Annotated in this window: 19 protein-coding genes and 3 pseudogenes; 3 read left to right on the top strand and 19 right to left on the bottom strand. The window is 57.7% G+C overall.

Annotated features, from left to right (window positions below; genetic code table 11):
* Positions 1 to 8: 8 nt before the first annotated feature.
* From nifB to A5906_RS35000, 5 genes are all read right to left on the bottom strand, one after another.
* Entirely contained in the window at positions 9 to 1568 is a 1560-nt protein-coding gene (gene nifB / locus A5906_RS35020; protein ID WP_080139686.1) for a nitrogenase cofactor biosynthesis protein NifB, read from the bottom strand.
* A 684-nt stretch (positions 1569 to 2252) separates the two neighbouring features.
* A complete protein-coding gene (gene nifT, locus A5906_RS35015; RefSeq protein ID WP_080139662.1) occupies positions 2253 to 2477 on the bottom strand; it encodes a putative nitrogen fixation protein NifT in 225 nt (74 codons plus the stop codon).
* Positions 2474 to 3655 carry a cysteine desulfurase NifS gene (gene nifS / locus A5906_RS35010; protein ID WP_080139661.1) on the bottom strand — a complete coding sequence of 394 codons (1182 nt, stop codon included), beginning with the start codon at positions 3653 to 3655 and terminating at the stop codon, positions 2474 to 2476. Before nifS ends, nifT begins: the two co-directional genes overlap by 4 nt.
* A gap of 9 nt (positions 3656 to 3664) precedes the next feature.
* Complete coding sequence (locus tag A5906_RS35005) at positions 3665 to 3940, bottom strand: hypothetical protein (RefSeq protein WP_080139660.1); 276 nt, start codon at positions 3938 to 3940, stop codon at positions 3665 to 3667.
* Positions 3941 to 3979: 39 nt separating this feature from the next.
* Positions 3980 to 4300 (bottom strand): HesB/IscA family protein, encoded by a 321-nt coding sequence (locus A5906_RS35000; RefSeq protein ID WP_080139659.1) that lies wholly within the window; start codon positions 4298 to 4300, stop codon positions 3980 to 3982.
* A 251-nt stretch (positions 4301 to 4551) separates the two neighbouring features.
* Here A5906_RS35000 and A5906_RS34995 point away from each other — a divergent pair, with 251 nt between their 5' ends.
* Positions 4552 to 5142: a hypothetical protein gene (locus tag A5906_RS34995; protein WP_080139658.1), complete on the top strand. Its 591-nt coding sequence runs from the start codon at positions 4552 to 4554 to the stop codon at positions 5140 to 5142.
* Positions 5143 to 5151: 9 nt separating this feature from the next.
* Here A5906_RS34995 and A5906_RS34990 read toward each other — a convergent pair whose 3' ends face one another.
* Complete coding sequence (locus A5906_RS34990) at positions 5152 to 5547, bottom strand: Rieske (2Fe-2S) protein (protein ID WP_080139657.1); 396 nt, start codon at positions 5545 to 5547, stop codon at positions 5152 to 5154.
* A 452-nt stretch (positions 5548 to 5999) separates the two neighbouring features.
* Here A5906_RS34990 and A5906_RS45590 point away from each other — a divergent pair.
* A pseudogene (locus tag A5906_RS45590) lies at positions 6000 to 6361 on the top strand (IS66 family transposase); the annotation flags it as partial.
* 483 nt (positions 6362 to 6844) lie between these two features.
* On the opposite strand, the gene A5906_RS34980 reads toward A5906_RS45590, so the two are convergent.
* Positions 6845 to 7720 (bottom strand): host specificity protein, encoded by an 876-nt coding sequence (locus tag A5906_RS34980; protein ID WP_245327058.1) that lies wholly within the window; start codon positions 7718 to 7720, stop codon positions 6845 to 6847.
* A 331-nt stretch (positions 7721 to 8051) separates the two neighbouring features.
* Here A5906_RS34980 and A5906_RS34975 point away from each other — a divergent pair.
* Positions 8052 to 9086 (top strand): annotated as a pseudogene (locus A5906_RS34975) (transposase); the annotation flags it as partial.
* A 1239-nt stretch (positions 9087 to 10325) separates the two neighbouring features.
* Here the strand turns inward: A5906_RS34975 and fdxB are convergent.
* The 12 genes and pseudogenes from fdxB to ald all read right to left on the bottom strand — a co-directional run bounded on the left by fdxB (position 10326) and on the right by ald (position 21091).
* A complete protein-coding gene (gene fdxB, locus A5906_RS34970; protein WP_080139684.1) occupies positions 10326 to 10622 on the bottom strand; it encodes a ferredoxin III, nif-specific in 297 nt (98 codons plus the stop codon).
* Positions 10623 to 10633: 11 nt separating this feature from the next.
* Complete coding sequence (locus A5906_RS34965; RefSeq protein ID WP_080139655.1) at positions 10634 to 10834, bottom strand: CCE_0567 family metalloprotein; 201 nt, start codon at positions 10832 to 10834, stop codon at positions 10634 to 10636.
* Between the two features lie 12 nt (positions 10835 to 10846).
* Positions 10847 to 11311 carry a NifX-associated nitrogen fixation protein gene (locus tag A5906_RS34960; RefSeq protein WP_080139654.1) on the bottom strand — a complete coding sequence of 155 codons (465 nt, stop codon included), beginning with the start codon at positions 11309 to 11311 and terminating at the stop codon, positions 10847 to 10849.
* Between the two features lie 6 nt (positions 11312 to 11317).
* Positions 11318 to 11713, bottom strand: coding sequence for a nitrogen fixation protein NifX (gene nifX / locus A5906_RS34955; RefSeq protein ID WP_080139653.1), 396 nt, complete (start codon positions 11711 to 11713; stop codon positions 11318 to 11320).
* Positions 11710 to 13116: a nitrogenase iron-molybdenum cofactor biosynthesis protein NifN gene (gene nifN / locus A5906_RS34950; RefSeq protein ID WP_080139652.1), complete on the bottom strand. Its 1407-nt coding sequence runs from the start codon at positions 13114 to 13116 to the stop codon at positions 11710 to 11712. The genes nifX and nifN overlap by 4 nt, the downstream gene beginning before the upstream one ends.
* Positions 13117 to 13125: 9 nt before the next feature.
* On the bottom strand, positions 13126 to 14772 hold the full coding sequence (gene nifE, locus A5906_RS34945; protein WP_080139683.1) for a nitrogenase iron-molybdenum cofactor biosynthesis protein NifE: 1647 nt from the start codon (positions 14770 to 14772) through the stop codon (positions 13126 to 13128).
* Between the two features lie 92 nt (positions 14773 to 14864).
* Complete coding sequence (nifK, locus tag A5906_RS34940) at positions 14865 to 16421, bottom strand: nitrogenase molybdenum-iron protein subunit beta (protein ID WP_080139651.1); 1557 nt, start codon at positions 16419 to 16421, stop codon at positions 14865 to 14867.
* A gap of 66 nt (positions 16422 to 16487) precedes the next feature.
* Positions 16488 to 17990, bottom strand: coding sequence for a nitrogenase molybdenum-iron protein alpha chain (gene nifD, locus A5906_RS34935; protein WP_080139650.1), 1503 nt, complete (start codon positions 17988 to 17990; stop codon positions 16488 to 16490).
* Between the two features lie 392 nt (positions 17991 to 18382).
* A pseudogene (locus tag A5906_RS34930) lies at positions 18383 to 19039 on the bottom strand (aminotransferase class V-fold PLP-dependent enzyme).
* Positions 19040 to 19076: 37 nt separating this feature from the next.
* The gene (locus A5906_RS46250; protein ID WP_347337631.1) at positions 19077 to 19208 is read right to left on the bottom strand and encodes a hypothetical protein; all 132 of its coding nucleotides are present in this window, start codon (positions 19206 to 19208) and stop codon (positions 19077 to 19079) included.
* Positions 19209 to 19248: 40 nt separating this feature from the next.
* On the bottom strand, positions 19249 to 19452 hold the full coding sequence (locus A5906_RS34925; protein WP_080139649.1) for a 4Fe-4S binding protein: 204 nt from the start codon (positions 19450 to 19452) through the stop codon (positions 19249 to 19251).
* Between the two features lie 526 nt (positions 19453 to 19978).
* On the bottom strand, positions 19979 to 21091 hold the full coding sequence (gene ald, locus A5906_RS34920; RefSeq protein ID WP_080139648.1) for an alanine dehydrogenase: 1113 nt from the start codon (positions 21089 to 21091) through the stop codon (positions 19979 to 19981).
* Positions 21092 to 21368 lie beyond the last annotated feature (277 nt).

The following is a 21368-nucleotide window of genomic DNA, read 5'->3' as shown; positions in this document are numbered from 1 at the left end:
ATTCCCCCTTACACCGCAGACATCGAAGCGGCCGGCCAACTCGTGGCGTCGCGGCGCTGCACGTGCTGGATCTCCCCGCGGCTCACCTTGTCGAGATAGCATCTGAACCAAGCGATCATTGACTTCTCAATGAACTCATGAGCGAATTGATCGACCGGATCGATGCCTGCCTTTATGAGATTGCTTTTCGGGCAGCCGCCAATCTTAGCCACGAATACCGCATGGCAATCGCAGATGCCGCGCATAACGGCGGAAAGTCTATCTTCCTCGCCATAACCGCCCTGGCAGTAAACCTCCACACGGCGTAGGCCGACGAACTTGGCGCCGGACGTAGAAAGTTCGTACACTTGGAATTCCCTTGCATGTCCAAAGTGCTCGTTGATCAACCCGGAGCCCTTGGTTGCAACCGCCACCAGAAGAGTGATCGCGCTCATCTCTCCGGAAACTCCCGCAAGCTCCTTTTGACCGGCCGCGACCTTGGAAACGCGCTCATTCTCTACCTTTTCCTGATAAGCCTTGCGCATTGCCAAGTCATATTGGACGTCCATTTTCATCACCTGATCACTAGTGAACTCTGCGCTGCGATCCTCGCCGAGTAGACCGACCGCATCAGCGCGACACTGGCGGCAATGCCGCATGATGTTTATCTGCCCTTCACAAGCATCTTGCAGCACCTTCAATTCTTGCGCCGTCGGGCCGCGCTGACCGTTGAGGCCAAATGCTGTTCCGTGCTCTGGCGCGGAGATCAGCGGCATGATATTGTGAAGGAAGGCACCGCGCGACGTGACCGCCTTACTCACCTCGACCAGATGATCATCGTTGATGTTGGGAATCATCACCGAGTTGATCTTGCACAAAATGCCGCGTTCGCTAAGCATCTCGAGGCCTTGCAGCTGGCGATCAGTGAGTATCCTTGCCGCCTCGATACCGGTGTATCGCTTGTGGTTAAAGAAGATCCACGGATAAATCTTGGCTCCGATTTCCGGATCGACCATGTTGATCGTGATGGTGACGTGGTCAATTTTGGCCCTCTTGATGGTATCGACATAGTCCGGCAGTGCGAGTCCGTTGGTTGACAGACACAGCTTGATGTCGGGAGCAGCCTGGCTGACCAGCTCGAACGTTTTAAACGTCTTTGCTGGATTGGCCAGGGCATCGCCGGGACCAGCGATGCCAAGGACTGTCATCTGCGGAATGGTCGTCGCGACCGCGATCACTTTTCTCGCCGCCTGCTCAGGGGTGAGTTTCTCGCTCACCACACCGGGACGCGATTCATTGGCGCAGTCGTATTTTCGGTTGCAGTAATTGCACTGGATATTGCAAGCAGGCGCGACCGCGACATGCATGCGAGCGTAATGATGGTGCGCATCTTCGCTATAGCAGGGATGGTTTTTGACCTTTTCCCAGATCCCGATCGGCAGATTACCTTGGCTGGCCTGCGACCCGCAGCTCGCTGGCCCGGTGTTGGTTGAAGCGCGGCAGCCCTTATGCTCGGTGATGGGCTGCATGATGGAACCGCCATTCACTACAGCTTTGATATAATTTCCGCGTCCCACGACCGCGCTCATTCCCATTCTCTCTGCAAGCAACATCGCCCCCCCAAGGTCATCTTTGAGCGCTCCTCAAGAAGCTGCGTAGCAACTTGCATGCCATGGCGAGGATGTGCGATTGCCACCGTAGTCCACCGAGTTATCGCAACGATAGCGTTGGCGCGTGCAAGAACAGCAATGATGAGGCCTGTCGGCAAGGCGACAGATGCGTCGCCATTCTCACTCAGAGCTCCATTTTGCGCATTCGCTCTTGCGCCGGGCGCGCCCGGATCCGGCCTGATCTAACCGGGCTTTCGCGCGCTGCCGCTCTCAATTGGGCGGATCCGAACTGGGGGATCGGCGACACGCGCCCCTACTATGACGGACAGCAATGAGGGCCGAAGATATGTGGCAATCGCCTCGGCCCAACCGGCCGAGCAATGCCTGCATCATCAATGCCGTCGCGGCGGGCTGCCGTTTGCTGATCCTGATATGCTGCGCAGACAGCCATTCGCTCCCAAAGCCCCCCGAGACAGGGCCAACCTGCCGGCGAAGGAAGCCGACGGATGCCTCTGGGTGCGCTCAGCACCTCGCATCTGCACCATTCCGTCATGACAGGACGAGATAGACGACAATGCTTTCGGTCCCCAGGAGGGCGCCAAGGTCCACTAGAGTGACCTTTGCATCAGCCGCATCGACAAAGCCGATCCCCGTGAGTGCCTTTCACGGATCGTCGCCGTTCACATCCCGCTTCTTCGCGTCGATTGTGATCGGTAAGCGTGTGTCGCTCGCCATCTCGGGCAAATCGAGCACCCAGCCGTTAGCTACTTTGATCCAGCCGCCCCATAGGGTCTCGTATTCGGAGTCCACGATTGGCTCTTCGAGATCCTTTTTTGGCACGTAGATCGATAGGCCCGCGTCCGGAGAGCGGCGGATCATGATTTTCACGAGGTCTGCTCCCTGACAGTGGCGCGGGAGGTGGCGCGCATGCGAGCCACGATATCTGACACTGCGCACACGACCTCATCGACTTCAGCAAAGGACGTTTCACGCGAGAGCGAAAATCGCACGGCGCCGTGCATACGCCACGCCGGCACCTGCATGGCACGCAGAACATGCGATGGCTGCATTGAACCCGAACTGCAAGCTGAGCCGAGTGACACGGCGATGCCAGCTCGGTTGAGACGGTGGGCAATGGCTTCGCCTTCGAGATGGTCGAACGCAATATTGGTCGTGTTGGCCAACCGATTGCCGAGGTCGCCGAGCACAACGCACTCGCCATTGTGCAAAATTCCCTGTTCAAGGCGGTCGCGTAGCGCGGCAATGCGGATGCGCTCGGGTTCAAGCCGCTCCGCCGCAAGCTCGGCAGCTTTTCCCAGTCCGACGATTCCGGGAATATTCTCAGTACCCCCGCGCCGCCCTCGTTCCTGTGATCCGCCGCAGATCAGCGGCCGGAATGTTGTCCCTTTACGCAAATATAATGCGCCGACCCCCTTGGGGCCGTGCAGTTTGTGCGCGGATAGCGCCAGCATGTCGATCCCGCTGTCCTTTAGGTTCAACGGCACCTTACCGATGGCCTGGACCGCATCGGTGTGAAACAGCGCGCCCGCCTCGCGGGTCAACCCGGCCAGAAACTCCACCGGAAACAGCGTTCCGGTCTCGTTGTTTGCCCACATAACCGAGGCAATCGCTGTGCGTGGGCCAAGCGCGCTGCGAAACGCCTCGATCTCGAGCCGGCCGCGGGCATCTACGGGTACTATGTGCGTCTTGACTCCCTTTGTCGCTAATTGTTGGGTTAGCGCAAGTACGGCGGAGTGCTCAACCGAGGTGGTGACAACCTCGTCTCGACCTTCCTGCGTCGCAAGAGCAGAGAGGATCGCGGCATTATTGGCTTCGGTCCCTCCCGAGGTGAAGACGATTTCATGATCGTATGCGTTCCCTAGCAGGTCCCGCAAGCTTGCCCGCGCCTGCCTCACAGCGACTGCGACCTCGTCGCCGAAGGCATGTGTGGACGAGGCGTTGCCGAATTGCTCGGTGAAGAACGGCAACATCGCTTGCACGACAGTTGGATCGGTCCGCGTCGTTGCATTATTATCGAGGTAAATCGGCACTCGTTTCTCGCTCAAATTCGGTACCTAGCCTGCAGCAGCAACGAGGATCAGGCGCCCCCGCTCGCTGAGTTTGCTTACCACCCGCCCCTGAATGCCTTGCAGCGTTGCCTTCGAAAGCTTACACGAAGTGGAGGTTACGGCCAGCGTAGCCATCATCATGCTGCTATCTACACCGATCACCTGACAGCCGTCGTCGCGTTGCATATTGAGTCGGATCTCATCAAGCGCGCCGCGAATGCGACGCTCTCGCTTTGTCGTAGTTGACGACGATTGCATGAGGTGCTCTGATTCGGGCGGCATGGTTCGATGTTTTCTCGTGATCACCCAGACATTTTTTCATCAGTTGAACGATTTTCCGCAGGAGCAGTTCGCGGTGGCGTTCGGGTTGTGAAAGGTAAAGCCGGAGCTCTCCAGTGCCGTCACGAAATCGATAGTCGTGCCGGCCAGATGCTCACGGCTGTTAGTATCGACGAACACCTTCAGCCCATCGCATTCGATCACCGTGTCGTCAGGCTTCGGTTCCTCAACCAGGCACATCTTGTATTTGAATCCATTGCAGCCGCCTGTTTCGATCATAAGGCGCAGACCACCGGCCGGGCGCACTGACGATGAAATCGCGCGCTTGATTGCATTCACTGCGCTATCGGTCAGGTTGATCACGTCTTTGTCTCATCAGCTTGGACCGAGCTAAGAGCAAGTCACGTGCCAGTGTTTAAACGCTAGTGATGTTCACCTTCACGTCCGTTGGCTTGGCAACGGACGTCGGGTTCCTGACAAGGCTACGAGAGGCGGTGCCCGCCACCGACGCACTTTCAACACTGAAGGCCGCTACGCATGCGGCGGCAGGCAATTTGCATCGCATCTGGTACCGACCGTGGGTTGGTGAAGAGCTTAGATCGAGGACACATTTAATGACTGCAATCGAGAACACCGCACTCGGCAGACTTGAGAAGGAGGGTCGCCTCCTCAACGCCGTACTCAAAGGCGCAACCACCAAGCCGGGCCGGTTCGGATTTCGTGGCGACATCGCACTAAAGTTCCAGACTCAGGTCGCGGACGAGAAACGTCCGCCAGACTATTCGATCGAGCAGGTTCTGACCATCGCGCAGGACGGAGAACGCACTATTCCCGTGCTGGCCGGCTACTTACATTCCTTCGCGTATCTTGCTGACGTCGCGACCATCCTCGACGGCGCCTTAAGCCCAACCGGCCGCTACTTCATTTTCTGCAACAACATCGATTTGCTGGCGAAATATCGAGTTAAGCTCGGCGAGATTAACTTCCAGGTCTTACCGTGCGATGAATCTACCGTTTGGAAGGAGCTGATGGACCTGGTCGGGCTGAACAAGGACGACGTCAAGAAGCTCGATCCGGGCGGCAAGCTTGATTACCTCCTCGATGCCACAAGGGATCTCGATCTATCCTATGAGGAGATCTCGTATGACGACGGACTAAAGAGGATGGAGGCTGTGAAAAACCGCAACGAGAACCGCCCGGTCTGAGCGCCGTCTTCAGTTGTTGGCCGATGCATCGTCTTCCACAAGATGCACACCGACGACACAGATGTCACCATCCAGAACGACCAACGCGATCGGGGTGAGTGCTCTACCTTGACATGGACCTTCGACGCACCGCCCGGTGCCGAGCTCGAAGGTCGAACCGTGCTTGCCGCACATCAGCCGGATGCCGTATGGATCGAGGAATTGGTTCAGTTCCCAGTCCAAATTGACGCTGTTGTGGGGGCATTTATTGACATATCCAAGTACCTTCTTGCCCCAGCGCACCACAATGATGGACCACGGGCGGTGATTGCCGTCATCATCGACGACCATAAGATTGAATCCCATGGCCTGGCGGCTCGAAATGTCGTTAAAGCCGCAAATCGCATAGACCGAATCTGGCTGCATTCATCGCTCGTTTATTGCAAGACGTTCTTCATTGTCGCGGTGCAATCAACGCTGCAAGAACCGTACAAGTGCGGGAACGGCTCGTGTTTCCGGCAATCCAATGCGCAAGCTTCGCCATTGGAAGCACACCTCATTGGCCCGAGCGCACAATTCAGGCCAATTCGCACAATCCTTGAGCCTTGCTGCCGTTTTCATGCTGGCTGCGCAGCTGCAGCTTTCGCGCTCCAACCTTTCTGGACCAGTTTTCGGACAGCTAAAGGCGGCGGCCGGTCTTTGCTGCTCGTTGATCGCCACCTGTGGACGGCCCGGTTACGATGCCGTCCAATAGCGTATCCCATCGCGGCATCGCAAGTGCCTTCGCAGAACGCTGAACGCTCGCTTCCAGCCTGCGACGGCGCGCACGCGGCGCGCGCGTGCGCCCGCTTTAGGCCAAGACCTTTGCGCCCGCGCGTGGCTGCTGGTCACACAGCCGGCGCAAGTTCTAGGACCTGCATGTTGCAGGAAGCTCGAGAATGGAAACAGCGACGCTCAAGCAGGCGGCGACGCTCTGGCAGATTGACAAGACCGTGCGGGGTCAAGGGCCCAACTACGCGTTGCCGCGCGACCAACAAGCCTCTGCGGCTGCCGTCGCAAATCTCTTCGATCTATGCCAGCACACCTTGCGGCGGATCTCCGGAAAATAAAACTGGCCGAGGCGATCCGCTATGCCGTCTCGTGCTGTGCCATCTTCGAACGCTTCCTGACTGACGGTCCCATTGAGCTCGACGCCAACATCGGCGAACGCGTCATCAGGCCACAAACAATCACGAGAGAAAGAATAGCCTCCTTGCCGTTAGCGCCCCCACAGCTCCAAGCAAATCTCGCAGCCAAGTTTGACCATCTCGCAGAGAGGCCATCTCATTTCCAGCTTGCTTGTCCTCAATCTGCTTCATGATCACTTCATGGTACTCTTTGAGCGCACGCCGCCGCTCTTACGGGCTCTGCCTTGGTGCATTGACAAAGCGCATTGCGCTCGCGAGCGAGATTTCGCCGACTGTATGGCGTCCCACTCAGCAGGATTGGTCGGTGACCGCCCCTAGCCGACCCCGTGGGGAGCACGGGGCTCCGCAGCGCCAGCGCAGGCAGCTGAGGGCTAAGCCGCGCTGGCGGCGAGCGGCCCGACGCTGGTGGGTGCAGCACTCCGGGCGCGACCCCGCCGCCTAACGCAAGCGCGTTTTGAAGTGGCGAGCCATACCTGCAGCAGCATACTCAATCAGCTCAGTAGCCACCGCTTTAAGGGCCGGCTCGTTCACAGCGACTATTCGGCAGCCGACCTCGGGCCTAGATTAAGGCGCTCGAAGTACCACGACGTGTCATCGCCGGACGACTCTGTCTCATCACTTGCTTCGCTCGGAGCTCGCTCGATTTTTGCCTGAGCACCGCTACTTTCGGCGGCGAGATATCCTTCAGGTTTGCCTACCCGTTGCCATTTACCTTCAGCGTTATGTGTCCACTTGTCGGGATGCTGGTGAGGATCAAGCACCCAGTGATTCTTATCACTCACAGGAACAAAGCCCATCTGAGCCAGGCGGGTCTCGATGCCTGGCAACGCAGGTTTTGACATAATCAATGCTCGCTCGCCGTCCTCCCGAAGCTGATGCTCCAGTAGAATATCGCCGGCGTTCTCGACGAGCGGATGAGTAACCCGAAGATCTACTTGGGATGTGACCGAGTCTCGACCGGGAAACTGGGCGCTGAATCGCCTTCCTCCTACCCGAAGTCCGCCTTCTGTTCTCAGAAGCCCAACAGTTTTGTCACCCAAGCGATAGGCGTAATATCGCGCCTCGTCCGTATCTTCGTCGGTGTGACCGTACATTCTAGCAACGTTTGCTGCGCGATCAGCTTTAGTGGATATGAAATCCGAGTACTCCAATGGATGATCGGCAATGTGCTTGATGTCCTCGCCATAGAAGGCCTTCACTTCTTCTCCGAAGGTACCGATGTCGATCTCTTCGATCGGAGCTTCGGAAACAACGGAGTACGGCCGTGTCGCTGCCTGAGACGAACTTGGGCCAGCATCAGGTGCCATGCCTGCAAGCCTTTCCGCAAAGCCCTCGTCATCTGAATGACTCGATTCATCAGCCTGAATAGCGCTTGTGGATTGGCTGGATGAGCCAACAATTCGGCTATACATCGGATCGCTCTCCTGTCGGTACGGTTTGAGGGTGCTGAGCTCGCGCGAGCTCTACCGACGATGGTAAGAGGTGTAGCTGACTATGAGCTGACGCGCCGGGGTTTGAGCATCGGTCGTGCGCTCTTGTGAAGAGGAAGCTACTTCGTCGTCCGTGACGAACGGCTAAGCGATTAAGCTAGGATCGCATTTTTGTCCGGTGGACTCGTTTGCGAATGCAGTGTTTGGTGTACCTGGCACCGGAGCCTTGCAATTTCATTTTTAAGGTTCTGTCGAATCGCCAGACATGATTCCGTCGTCGCATCGGAGATGATGCACCACGGGATCGGGCGATCTGTTCCGGGCCAGGCTGAACCAGATCATCAATATGAAGCACGCGCTGGTCCAGCTCGCCGACAAGGTTGATTGGGACTGGATGGATGGCGAGATCGCGCCGCAGTACAGCAAGAGGGGCCGGTCCGGGACCGCGACCCGCTTTGTGATCGGGCTGCTGCTGCTCAGGCACATTTACGGCCTGTCCGATGAGGGGGTGCGCGCGCCGGTTCCACGAACGGTATTTCCAGTAGAGTTCTTTCAGCACGCACACGAGCGCTCGGACCTGAGCCACTGGCGCAAGTGGCTAGCCAACAAGCTGGAGCTGTTGCTGGCCGAGAGCCTACGGGTGGCGCACAAGGCCGCCGTGTTACGCAATCAGGCCCTGAAGCGGTCACGGTTGACACGACCGTGAAGAAGACTATCACCCGCCAGCCGGGGCCAAGCTGCTGCACGCGGACGATCAAGGGGCTCGACCGCTCGCGACAAGCACGGAGTCAAGCTGCGGCAGTCCTATCTTCGCATTGGCAAGACCGCAGCAATGATGGTTCTCGCTACGCCCATTCCAAGCAATTCAAGCGACATCAGCGGCAGTTGCGCATCCTGCGCAGGCAGCTGGCCCGATCATCCGCGACATCCGCCGCAAGATGGAGGTCCGTTGCGCTCGAGAACGCGTTGGCCCTCCCGCTTGGCTGGGCCACGCAGATCCGCTCGCAGCAGCAGCGCCAGCGAGGCTGAAAGCTGTATTCGTTCCACGCGCGGGAGGTGAAGCGCATCGGCAAGGGAAAGGCCAGCGCACCTTACGAGTTTCGGTCTTCATCTCCGGCCAAAAGCGCGGGATCTTCGGCATCGAACCCGTCGCCGGACACCTGAAGGCCGTGGTCACCTCGGCCGCTGCTACCTCAAGGGCCGCGCTGGCGATGCCGCCAACGTCATCGTCTCCGCCGTCCGCCAAAATTTCCGCCGCATCCTCGCCTACCTGAGGACTCTTTGGCGTCTTTTCCTGACCACCATCATCCCCGCCCTCAGCGATCACTCACCGCTGAAATCGGCTTCTCGACGGACGACCACTCGAGGCTTGTCATTGTGGGTTTTCGGCAATACGCCCGATGTCAAAGGTCAAGAATGTCTTTACCCTAGCCATGAAGTCATCTCGGTCCATCTCCTCAATGGGCAAGTTCGAAGCCAGAGGGTATCGCGCCATTGCTCCGGATGGCGAGCGCTCCGGCTGCATGCCTGCAATTGTTTCCGCAAAGCGGTGGCTATCTCCCGCTTCTCCCCATTCATCAGCTTCGCTAGCGCTTGTGGACTGGCCGGATCAGCCAACGATTCTGTTATACATCAGATCGCTCTCGTACCGCCAAAATTGCACCCGATGGAGCTCGTTCCGCGCCAGCTGGCGATGATATACACTGACCACAACCTGACCGCAGCATCTGCGCCGCACTACCAAGCGGCGGCTGCACAATCCGCGCGCGAGTGACGTACACCCGCGGGTCGCCAATCGTAGGCTGACGGCGCGTGATATTTCCCGGGCTCGATCCATCAAGAATGTGACGCCTAACGGCTTAGATCTGCACCACCCCGTTTCCATTCGACCAGGCACATTGACCATTGCGGCCGTGTGTCGAGGATCGGCGGCTTGCGAGCAGAATTACCGCTCGTGTACGGCGTCCACGAACTCGTATACGCTATTGCACCGTACATCTAATTCCGGCAGGGGCATCCGGCCAACAGTTAATAATTGCGAAGGACACAGGTGCCGCCATCACAGGCGCTTCAACGCGATTCGCCATGATCGGGCGGCCAATTGTCCTGGACGGGCGCGCCGCGCGCCGTCTCACGCTCCTGCCGATCCCGCAACGGGCATGCCACAAGATAAGATGGGCATCATTGGCTTCGTAGGAACGTCCCCTACTTCGGAAACCGGCAAAGGACCACGAAGGTCACTTGATCACCCGTCCAGGCGCAAGGGCGAGGGCGGCGCCTCTCCCGAAAATGTGGGCCTTGCGATAGAACGATTCGCAAGCGGGACGCCACTCGGTCGGTATGGCTTGCCTCGGGTCTAAGCAGACTATGCGCCCTATGCGCTAATATCTTCGCTCGTTGTGTCTTACTGTTTAGTGAAAGGTCGGGCCACTCGAGGCCGCCGGTCGCGTTTCCGGTACCGGTTCGCCTGATCACCAACGGCTCCTCCCTCAATATCCTGCCTGCTGATGCAGCTGCTGAGAGAGAGAGAGAGAGAGAGAGAGAGAGAGAGAGAGAGAGAGAGAGAGAGAGAGAGAGCCGCCTTCGCTCATGCAGCCTCGGCTCCGGCTGAAGTGTGACTCTGGCAGTCGGCCGGGCAAACCCTCGCGCATGCAGCGCAGCCAATGCAGGCGCCTTGATCATTCACAACCATGATCTTCTTTTCGATCTCGTCGTCCTCATCGTCGAGGCTGACAAGTTCCCCGTCCTCACTGATTCCTTTCAACGTCATGACATCTCGGCCGCACACTTTGAAACAGCGGCCACAGCCGATGCACTTCTTGGCATCTATCGAGGTCAGATATTGTGGCGTCCAGTCGCGGCCGTCTCGCGTTGCAAATGACATGCATTGCCCCTTCAAGTATTTTCCAGCGCTTTCAGCTCGCGATTCTTGCGCTCGAGTTCGGCATAGACATCATACGCCTTCTGCGCCACCACCATGATCGACGTCCAGTTGATGGGCAATTCTTCCGAAAGGTCGTGCAGATCCATCTTGGCCTGTATCGCCTTGGCGGACACTTTCTTTAGTTCGGCCTTCAGTGTTTCACGATCGCCCATGAGCGCGCATCCTCAATAGTTCACCACGTTTGGAAACTTCCGAATCAGGCTGATTCCCTCGCTGACATATTTATCTCCCTCCTGAGCCAGCTTGACGCAATTGTCGAATCCGAAGCGATGCACATCGCGCAGCTGCTTGTTCACAGCGATCAGCCTGCCGGCGATGAGAACTATGCGCCCGAAGCCTCCAGCATGCAGCTTCAGGAGCGGTTGAATAATAACGCCGGTCTCCCTCTCTATCGAGCGTGTGACCGCTTCGAAGAACAGCTCAAGCCGCCGCAGTGTATTGGGATCGGGACCACCGATAATCGGCAAAGTGCGCCGTTTCTCCTTGTTCAGTATATAGGGTTCGAGCAGATCAAGATCGCTCTTCCCTTCCCAAGATCCGTTGGTATCCTGAGCACGCAAAGTTTTGACCAATTCGATGAGGAATGGTGCGTCGACTGCGCTGTCCTGCTGCTCCTTTTTTGCGGTCATGTCCCCTCATTCGCCGAACTCAAACGTCCGCCGTTGATCCTTTGCAAGGACCTTGCGCAGCCAGGGAGGTGGCGTGCCCTTCAGCACCCGCTCGAGCTTTTCTAGCAATACCGGAATGCTTTCTGGTTTGCTCACCTTGATAGGATGGATTTTGTTGGCCACCACTCGCGCAGCCGCAGCCCCACCAATGGCGGCGACGTAAAGAATTGCGCAATCCTTGATCGCCTCGATCTTTGGCATCAACTTATCATCGTTCCCGTCTTCCTTAAGATCGCCCTCAAACTCGATCGCTTTAACAAACACGTGCCCGCTAGCCGCGACATCGTAGATTGCGATATTCTTTGCCCAACCAAAATGAGCATCGACGCGTCTCAGGTCCTGAGTGGCAAACGCGACCTTCATGCAATCGACCTCTCAGCCGCGGCGGCGGAGCCGTCCCCCGAGCATCGCCGCAGTCCGGGCGCAGTCCGCCACCTATCGGGCGTAGGACGATCGTTCTCCTCACGATGCGCGATCACGAGGTTGGCGATTTCGAAGATCAGATTGCGGGTACCACGATAGCCCACGGATATTTGGTGGCCCGCGCCAAGCCGATCGAATATTGGAAAACCTGTACGATAGAACGGCACTTTCAGCCGCGCCGCCGCTTGCCTTCCATGCGAATGCGTGATCAGCAGATCACAGTGCGTTTTTTTGGCAAGTCCTTCCAGATCTTCGAGGTCGCCAATGAGAACCTCCCTGGTCCTGATCCGCTCGATCACCTCTGACTGAGTGGTCGTCACGGCGACGGTCACCTGCGCCCCCATATCGTGCAGCATGCCGGATAAATCGAACAGAAGGTCTGGCTCAGCACCGATCGCGATTTTGCGGCCGCCAATATGAAAGTGAGCGTCCAGCATAGCGTCCGCGAGCTGACTGCGCTGGCGTCGATATTTCAAGGGTATTGGGCGGCCGCTGATCTCGCTCAAAAACGTCATGAATTCGTCGTTCGGATGGAGACCACACAGCCGCTCGAACACGCGAAAAGGCACGCCGGTCTTCGCCTGCATGACCTCAGCCGCGCTCTTCATCTGCGCTCCGATTGCAATCGTCCACCCTGCGCGCCCCATGCTCGCGATTTCGTCGACGTCAATGCCGCCGATGGTTGTTGACGTAAACTCATCGGGGATATGCCCGTCGAGGGATCCCGCCAAGTCAGGGAGGAAGGAGGGACACAATCCGAAATCCTCCAACAAGACACGGAGTTCATCAAGGTCGCCCGGCGTCAGGTGACACCCCGGCAGAACATTCACCTTCGATGGATACCACAGGCCATTGGCGCTGGGCCGGTCCACCAGCACCTCCACCATGCGTGCAACAGCCTTCTCCCAGCCATCCTGGAAGGCGCCCTTGAAATCAGGCGTTGATACATACACCAGTGGCAACTTTGCGAGTTGCGGATGATTGCTCCGGATTAGCTTGAGGTACGCATCGACATCGTCGCCATTGGTCTCGGTGACACCGGTCGAGCAGATCCCGATTATCTTTGGCTTGGTACGGTTATAAATGTTCAGTATCGCCTGCTCGAGATTCTCATAGCCGCCGAGTACCGTCGCAACCTCGCTCATCGCGGTGGTCTGCAGCGGTATTGCTTCTTTGAAATGCCGGACAAAGAGCGTGAGTCCGAAAGATGTGCACCCCTGGGGGCCGTGCAGAAGCGGCATCGCACCGCGCAGCCCCATGAAGGCGTATGCGCCACCGATCGGCTGGCTCATCTTCAGCGGGTTGACAGCGCAGGCTTTTGTTGGAGCCGTGACGAGGGCCATGACGACTCCCTACTCTGCGGCCTGTCGCATGTCAGACGGCTCGGACACGAACATACCTTCTATGCGCCTTTGACAGCAGCCACCGACCACATTTGTATGCTCTCGGACCGCGACGACGCTCCTCAGGCCGTGCCTGTAAATTGCATCCTCAATCGTGCCCAAATCAACGCTGTTACACACGCAGATCTTGCTCGCGCGGCGCGCGGTTTCGGCGAGCGCCGGATCGCTTGCGCTCGCGGCCATCGCTGATTGCATCTGCTCCCTCGCCTTGGCCAATGCCTCCCATGGCGCTGGTCGGCGTAGCTGCTCCCACATCGGATTGGAGAGCGACTTGTCGATCTCCTCCACCAGCTTGACCATTCCGACATAGCCCATATAGGCGTAGCAACGCTCCTGGTTGATATCGAGCCACGGCACCGCCGCCTTCAGCGCGACAAACTGCGACTTGCCGCCTGATAGCATGATGTCCGCTTTTGCGCCCTTCAACATCTTGTACATTTCGCGCGCGGTCATGTCCTCGATCATGTGGGCATCCTGCCCCATGAGCTGCTTGATGCGCTCCTTGTCTTCCCTGGTCGATTTCTTCACACTGGTCCCAACTAACTCCAGCCCGGCTTCCTGGAGTGCCGCAACGACCGACCATGACTTAACACCGCCCGTCATTAACAAGGCCTTTTTGCCTTCGAAACGCGGCTTGTACGGCTCGATGGCAGCCCACGCCCGCGCTTCCTCGCGCGCGATCACCGCTTCGGTGCGCCCGAGCAGATCTGTCGGGGCGCCGCGTTCAACCAATAAGCGGGCGAGCTGGCGTAGCGATTCGCTTGAATCCTGAATACCGTAGAAGGACCCCTCGAAGAATGGGATCCCGTAAAGTTGCTCCATCTTGCGTGCCACGTTGATCATGGATTTTGAGCACACCAACATCGCCGCACGCGCACGATGAGATGAAGCGACTTCGCGATATTTACCATCGCCGGAGATGCAGCAGAGAATTCGCACTCCGAGCTCGTCTAGCAATGGCTTCACTTGCCATAGCTCTCCCGAAAGGTTGTATTCTCCGATCAGATTGATGTCGTACGGCGTGGTGTAGTCCGGCTCTCGCGTCCCGATTACATAGTCGAGCAGGGCCTCTCCGGCGAGCTTGTTACCAAGGTTCTTCGAACCGACGAAGCCCGGAGAATTGATCGGGATCACCGGCTTTGAGAATTTCTGAGATGCTGCCTTGCAGACTGCGTTGATGTCATCGCCGATCATCGCTGGGATGCAGGTTTGATAGACGAAGATGGCGGGCGGATCGCACTTGTCGATGATCTCCTTGATCGCTTTGCACAGCCGCTTCTCGCCTCCGAAGACAATGTCGGTTTCGCTCAAATCGGTTGTGAATGCGGTGCGCCACAGATCCGAGCCGGATGACGCTGCGCTGCGATTGTCCCAGGAATTACCTTCGCAGGCGATCGGACCATGTACCAGGTGAGCGACATCGGTGAATGGCTGCAGCGCAACCTTCGCGCCATCGAAAGCACAGCCGCCGGCAGCGCTACCCGGCTGCAACTGTCTGGTGCAGCCATTCCTGCGTTCAGCCTCCGACTTACTGCCATTCTTGGCGCAGCCCGGCTCGTCGAAGATATTCTGGACCGTGGCCGCTAGTGAACTCATCCTGTTTCCTTTCGGCAAACAAATTTCAAATTCGACCGTCATGTGCTGGTGCCATCGCCCAGTGCTTGGGCGATGGCACGCGTAGTTGCCCATCAACGAATGATGTCGAAGCTGTAGTCCGTCTTTCCAAGAACGTTGGTCTTCTTGTCGATCTCATCGAAAATCTTGTCCAGGATCTTCACCAGTACATTCAGACCGCCCTGATAGCCCCATACGGGCGAGCGGTGATGGTGATGCCGATCAAAAATCGGAAAGCCGATGCGGATCAGTGGCGTTCCGGTATCACGCTCCAGGTATTTCCCGTAGGTGTTTCCAATCAGAAAATCGACTGGCTCGGTGAACAAGAGCGAGCGCATATGCCAGAGGTCTCGGCCCGGATAGGCTTGGCAGCCCTGCCCGAATGGCGAGCTTGCAAGCAGCGCCTGCATTTTCTCCTGCCACGCTTTGTTGCCGTTCGTGGAAAGCACATGGGTCGGCTCGGCGCCGAGTTCGAGCAGAAACGCAGCCAATCCATAGCAAACATCCGGGTCGCCATAGATCGCGAACTTCTTGCCATGAACATGGGCGCTGGAGTCGGCGATGGCATCAACCAGGCGGCCACGTTCTCGCGCGAGTTGCTCGGGAATCTCCTTGCTGCTGATGCGTGACAGCGCGACGATAAAGTCATCAGTTGCCGATAAGCCCACCGGGTAGTTGAAGGATACAACGTCCTGGCCATGCTCCGCCACGAATGTCAGCGTTTTTTCCGTGCACCACTGCTGCATGGAGATAGTCGCCTTGGCGTGAATCGCGTTCGCCGCATCCTCTAGCGTGGTACCACCGTCATACATCCGGAATTCGCCGTCTGTCGGAGTATCGAACACTTCAGAATTGTCGGCGAGAACCGTGTGGTCGATGTCCATCAATTCCAGGATGCGCTTGATCTCGCGAAGGTTACCGACGGTATAGCCATCGAACCCACCAATGATGTTGATCGCACCATTCGGTTTGCGCTCCAGCTTCGGCGCTGTTCCGGACTTTCCGTCCCAAAAATGCTCCAGAATGCCCTTGAGCGCATTGTCATAACCAGTGACGTGACTGCCGACGAACGCCGGCGTGTGGGCGAATGGCACGTCGAATTCCGCCGGAACCGAGCCTTTTTCTTTCGACGTCTTGATGAAGGCGTTGAGGTCATCGCCGATCACCTCTGCCATGCAGGTTGTGGAAACCGCAATCATCTTGGGCTTGTACATGTTGTAGCTGTTCGCGAGCCCGTCGATCATGTTGTTCAGACCGCCGAATACGGCGGCGTCTTCCGTCATTGATGAAGAGACACAGGAGCTAGGCTCCTTGAAGTGTCGCGACAAATGACTGCGGTAATAGGCCACGCAGCCCTGCGAGCCGTGGACGAACGGCAACGTGCGCTCAAACCCAACAGAGGCAAATACGGCGCCGAGCGGCTGGCAAGCTTTGGCCGGATTTACCGCTAGCGCCTCCCGCGCAAAGTTCTTTTCGCGGTATTCGGCGGTTTTCGTCCATTCCTTGATACGCTCGACCTCGGCGGGATCGCGAGGATTCTCGAATATCTTCTTTTTGGCCAGCATCTGCTGGTATTCTGGACCGCGGAACAGTTCGACATGATCGAGCACGCGCTCGGCACTCTGCGCCATTGGTAAAATCCTTCACTATCGAGATTGGTATCGCCCCGGCTTTCCGAGAAAGCGAGATGAGTTGCTTTATTCGGCAGCCTGGAGCTTGACGCTCGAAGCTTCCTTCCAGGGGGCCGTCGTTTTCTTCCAAACCGGCGAGTTGACCGCCATATCCATGTCGCGCGCGAAGATCGCAAAGCCGTCATAGCCGTGATATGGACCCGAATAGTCCCACGAATGCATCTGCCGGAACGGAACGCCCATCTTTTGGAAAACGTACTTTTCTTTGATGCCCGAGCCGACAAGGTCAGGCTGGAGCTTTTCGACGAAGCGCTCGAACTCATAGCCATTGACGTCATCATAGATGAGCGTGCTGTCCTTCACGTAGTGCTGAGCTGTGCGCTGATAGTCGTCGTTGTGACCGAACTCGTATCCCGTGCCAATTACTTCCATGCCAAGGTCCTCATACGCGCCAATAACATGACGCGGACGGAGTCCGCCGACGTACAGCATCACCGTCTTGCCCTCCAGGCGCGGGCGATATTTGGCGATCACCGCGTTCACGAGGGGCTCGTACTTCTCGATCACCCGCTCGGCGCCTTCCTTGATCTTGTCGTCGAAATAACCCGCAATCCTGCGCAGCGATTCTGCGATCTTTGACGGTCCGAAGAAATTGTACTCGCACCAGGGGATACCGAACTTCTCTTCCATGTGCCGTGAGATGTAGTTCATCGAGCGATAGCAATGCAGAATGTTGAGCTTTGCCTTCGGCGTTGCTTCGAGCTCAGCCAGCGAACCGTCGCCGGACCACTGCGCGATCACGCGCAGGCCCATCTCCTCCAGCAGAATTCGTGATGACCAGGCGTCGCCGCCGATATTGTAGTCTCCGATGATCGCAACATCGTACGGCGTCGGATCGAACTTTGGTTTGCCGTCGCCCTCGAGATGACCGAAAATCCAATCGCGCACCGCATCGTTAGCGATGTGATGGCCTAGTGACTGCGACACGCCCCGGAAGCCCTCACAACGGACCGGAACGATGGTCTTGCCCCCATATTCCTTAGATTTCGCTCGTGACACCGCCTCGATATCGTCGCCGATCAATCCTATCGGGCATTCAGATTGTATCGTGATGCCGTTGTTGAGTGGAAACAGCTCCTGGATTTCATCAAGGACTTTGTCCAGCTTCTTGTCTCCGCCGAATACGATATCCTTTTCCTGGAAGTCGGAGGTGAACTGCAGAGTCACGAAGCTGTCGATGCCCGTCGTGCCAACGTAATAGTTGCGTCGCGAGCCCCACGAATACTGACCGCAACCGACCGGGCCATGGCTGATGTGAACCATGTCCTTGATGGGCCCCCAGACCACCCCCTTTGACCCTGCATAGGCGCAGCCTCTGATCGTCATCACGCCAGGTATGGATTTGATGTTGGACTTCACCCCGCAGTCTGACTTGCCGGCTTGGTGAACGTTGAGGTGCTTGGCGCGCCGTTTCGCGGTTTTTTCTGGATAGACCTTCAGCACCTCCTCGATCAGCTCTTTGTTGCGAGCCCTGGTTTCTGCGGTGCTCTGGGTCGTGGCGAGACTCATCTGATGTCCTTCAAGGTTAGCTGTTGCGAGGGCGGCTTCTTGACCCAAGACTCTTGCAACCAGCATGCCAGCGTCTCGCGAGCACAAAAAACCAAACAATCAGAGTCGCTTAGCGCGCCTCGGCGATGAAAGGGGTGTTGTTGCGAATCCGACAGCGCGCTTTGCGCAGAGAACTCTTGGTTTGGGCCTGTTCGAAATGGAACAGGGCGGGCTATGTTTGAAACTTTCTGCGCAGTTCTCGAGCGTATCCGGCACCGCAGTACTCTGCGATCGAAGGCGGACGGCGGCTGCAACGCCGGCTGACCGACAGAGGCTAGACAAGCAATCTATGCTTACTGAGTGCTCACCTCCTGCAATTGTGATGAAGTGCACGATCTCATCCTCCCAGAGCTCTATGGGAGCGGCCTCGCCGCATGAACGTCGTAGGCTCGCCGAGAGTAGCTGCCGCGCCTGCAGGGCGCGCACGAGCACATCGACTTCTTCGCGTGTATTGTAAAGTCAAAGGACACAAGGCACGTCGCCAGCACGCCGAATTGCTTAAGCAGCGGAATCACACGGCGCGCCCGCCCCGCTACACCGGCGCGCTCGACGAAGGTGGCAATATCATGCCCATGCATACCCTCCGCATCAAAGCGAATGATCGGCCCCTTCTCGGCCCGAGTCCCGATCATGCGCCCGAAGTTGATGTCGGCCAGCTGCTCCTGCGCGTAAGCGAGCAGTACGTTCTATTGCCTGCGGATCTGCCGCTCGCCTATTGAATCGATGCAATCGATATCCGCGCCTAGAGCGATGGCTTCGACGATTGGCGGCGTACCCGCTTCGAAGCGGTGTGGCGGATTGCCATGAATGGCACCCGAACGCGAGACCTCGCGGATCATGTCCACGCCGCCATCGAAGGGCGGAATCGATGCCAGATGTGCAGACTTGCCGCAAAGCACACCAATCCCAGTCGGACCAAAGAGTTTGTGGCCGGTCATGACGTAGAAATCACAGTCGATGTCGCAGACGTCGGCGGTCAGGACGTATCCTTGCGAGCCGTCGACCAGCACTTGGATACGGCGGGCATGTGCGTCTTCACCGCGTCTTTCACCGGCAGCACGGAACAGAGCAGTTCGACATTTGTATGATTGCAACCATTGTGCTGCGCGGGCTTAGGAGCCGCTCAAAATCATCGAGCAAGAAATTGGCGTCATCATCCGCCGCCGCCCTTGTGATCACTGCGCCGAGTCGTTCCCTGCGTAGGTGCCATGGCACAATGTTACCCCACCTTTGCCGGGACGCATGTATCGGGCACCGGGCAAACGACGGCGCATTGCGGCCCGTCAAAATGGCCCTCACATTGGGTACACTGGGACGGATTGATCACATATATGTCGTTCTTCAGGCTGATCGCGGCATTGGGACACTCGAACTCACACGCACCGCAGACGGTGCACTGAGATGCGATTATCTTGTAGGCCATCACTGCGATTCCATGAGCAGACGTGCGGGACAGTTCCTTGCTATCAAGTCTTGTGCCAGACGGTTTGAGCTTGATTAGTCTTCAGTATTTTCCATAACGCAAGTCGCCGCCACGACACGGTGTCGCAAATCCGACAACGGGCTCGACAGCAGCTTGATCTCGATGCGTGATGTGCGCATACCGGGACTCATCTCGGTCCGCGCATTGCAGCCAGTCGGGTAGGCCGCGGCGATCGCTCCAGATAAAGTCGCTCCGGAAATAGGCGTCCCCCTGGGGCCCGCGACGCATGCTCAATTGCCTTGGACTATCCGGCAACACCGGCATTCATAGGCGCTGTATGGGGTGAAGTACATTGTGGTCCCATCGTACAGGCGACTGAAGCCAGGCGTTCGTCTGGGCGATCCTCCGCTTTGCTCCGCGCTCCAAGTAGATGCCAGCGGCGCTCAGCAGATCGATGGAGCCGAAAAAAAGCCACCCCGAAGGGTGGCCTAAGTCAGGGAGGAAACGCCCATGAGGGCCTCTGGGATCAGGCCGCAGCCTGTTCGATCGGTGAGAAGGGCAGCCCGAGGCTTTCGGCCACCGCTTTGTAGGTTAGCCGGCCCCGATGGACGTTGAGGCCTGCGCGCAAATGTGGATTTTCGAGCACGGCGGAAAAACCCTTATTGGCCAGAGCCAAACCAAACGGCAGGGTCGCATTATTCAGTGCCTGGCTCGAGGTGAGCGGCACGGCGCCGGGCATATTGGCCACGCAATAATGAATGACCCCGTCCACTTCGTAAGTTGGATCAGCGTGAGTGGTCGGGTGCGATGTCTCAAAGCAGCCGCCCTGATCGATGGCGACGTCTACGAGTACCGCCCTCTTGCGCATCGAGCTCAGCATGCTCCGGCGAACCAGCTTCGGCGCGCTCGCACCTGGAACGAGCACCGCGCCAATCACCACGTCCGCCGCAAATACCTCTTCCTCCAGGGAATCGATGGTCGAAAACCTGGTGCGAACGCGCCCTTCGAATAGCTCGTCCAACTCGCGGAGCCGGAGTATCGAGCGATCGATGATGGTGACCTCTGCGCCCAGACCGACCGCCATGCGTGCCGCATGCGTACCAACCACGCCACCTCCGATCACCACGATACGGGCAGGCTGAACACCGGGCACCCCACCGATCAACAGCCCTCGTCCGCCTGCACTCCGCTTTAACGCGCTACCCGCCGCTTCGATCGCAAGTCTACCCGCCACCTCGCTCATGGGCGCCAGCAGTGGAAGACCACCATGCACATCAGTTACGGTCTCATAGGCGATCGCGGTGCATCCAGATTCCAATAAGCCGGTGGCCTGATCCGCGTCGGGGGCCAGATGCAGATAAGTGAACAGGATCTGATTCTCCCGCAGCTGAGACCATTCGGTGGGCTGTGGCTCCTTAACCATTACGATCATCTCGCTCGATGCGAATACCTCAGCTGCGGAAGTTAGAATCGTTGCACCAACAGCGCGATAATCCTCATCGGTTGCCCCGATGCCAGCGCCGGCGTTGGTTTCGATCATCACGCCGTGGCCCGCTGCCACGTATTCGCGGGCAGCTCCAGGGGTAAGGCCCACGCGATATTCGTGCGCCTTGATTTCCTTAGGGACTCCGACCTTCATTTTGAAAACTCCCTACCTGACGCGCTTTCTTATCGGAACCGCGTAGCGATATCGCGACGCAACCGGTGAAATTGCGCAGGAATTCAGCAATGTTTGACCGGCTTCGCAGGATTTCCAACCCACGGGTACCGAGCGGATTCGTGGGACCATGGCCGCTGAGTTTTACCCTCGAAATTGCGCGAGAGCGATGATCCGTTTCGAATTGCGTTCTCGGCTCGCCGAAAGCTAACAACCGAAATCCAGCCTCGCCAATTCTCAAACAGCGAAGCAATTTGCC

The sequence above is a fragment of the Bradyrhizobium sacchari genome, from assembly GCF_002068095.1.
Lineage (GTDB): Bacteria > Pseudomonadota > Alphaproteobacteria > Rhizobiales > Xanthobacteraceae > Bradyrhizobium > Bradyrhizobium sacchari.
Note: the sequence above shows the minus strand (reverse complement) of the source record. Positions and strands in the feature narration are given on the sequence as shown.

Excerpts from the sequence above, each read along its gene's own strand:
- nifN (WP_080139652.1), bottom strand. The coding sequence starts at position 13,116 with ATGGCCCTCGTCACGGCTCCAACAAAAGCCTGCGCTGTCAACCCGCTG.
- nifE (WP_080139683.1), bottom strand. The coding sequence starts at position 14,772 with ATGAGTTCACTAGCGGCCACGGTCCAGAATATCTTCGACGAGCCGGGC.
- A5906_RS35005 (WP_080139660.1), bottom strand. The coding sequence starts at position 3,940 with ATGCCGCCCGAATCAGAGCACCTCATGCAATCGTCGTCAACTACGACA.
- nifB (WP_080139686.1), bottom strand. The coding sequence starts at position 1,568 with ATGAGCGCGGTCGTGGGACGCGGAAATTATATCAAAGCTGTAGTGAAT.
- A5906_RS34990 (WP_080139657.1), bottom strand. The coding sequence starts at position 5,547 with ATGCAGCCAGATTCGGTCTATGCGATTTGCGGCTTTAACGACATTTCG.
- fdxB (WP_080139684.1), bottom strand. The coding sequence starts at position 10,622 with ATGTCATTTGCAACGCGAGACGGCCGCGACTGGACGCCACAATATCTG.
- A5906_RS34980 (WP_245327058.1), bottom strand. The coding sequence starts at position 7,720 with ATGTATAGCCGAATTGTTGGCTCATCCAGCCAATCCACAAGCGCTATT.
- nifK (WP_080139651.1), bottom strand. The coding sequence starts at position 16,421 with ATGGCGCAGAGTGCCGAGCGCGTGCTCGATCATGTCGAACTGTTCCGC.
- A5906_RS34995 (WP_080139658.1), top strand. The coding sequence starts at position 4,552 with ATGACTGCAATCGAGAACACCGCACTCGGCAGACTTGAGAAGGAGGGT.
- A5906_RS34960 (WP_080139654.1), bottom strand. The coding sequence starts at position 11,311 with ATGACCGCAAAAAAGGAGCAGCAGGACAGCGCAGTCGACGCACCATTC.
- nifX (WP_080139653.1), bottom strand. The coding sequence starts at position 11,713 with ATGAAGGTCGCGTTTGCCACTCAGGACCTGAGACGCGTCGATGCTCAT.
- A5906_RS34965 (WP_080139655.1), bottom strand. The coding sequence starts at position 10,834 with ATGGGCGATCGTGAAACACTGAAGGCCGAACTAAAGAAAGTGTCCGCC.
- nifD (WP_080139650.1), bottom strand. The coding sequence starts at position 17,990 with ATGAGTCTCGCCACGACCCAGAGCACCGCAGAAACCAGGGCTCGCAAC.
- A5906_RS34925 (WP_080139649.1), bottom strand. The coding sequence starts at position 19,452 with ATGGCCTACAAGATAATCGCATCTCAGTGCACCGTCTGCGGTGCGTGT.
- ald (WP_080139648.1), bottom strand. The coding sequence starts at position 21,091 with ATGAAGGTCGGAGTCCCTAAGGAAATCAAGGCGCACGAATATCGCGTG.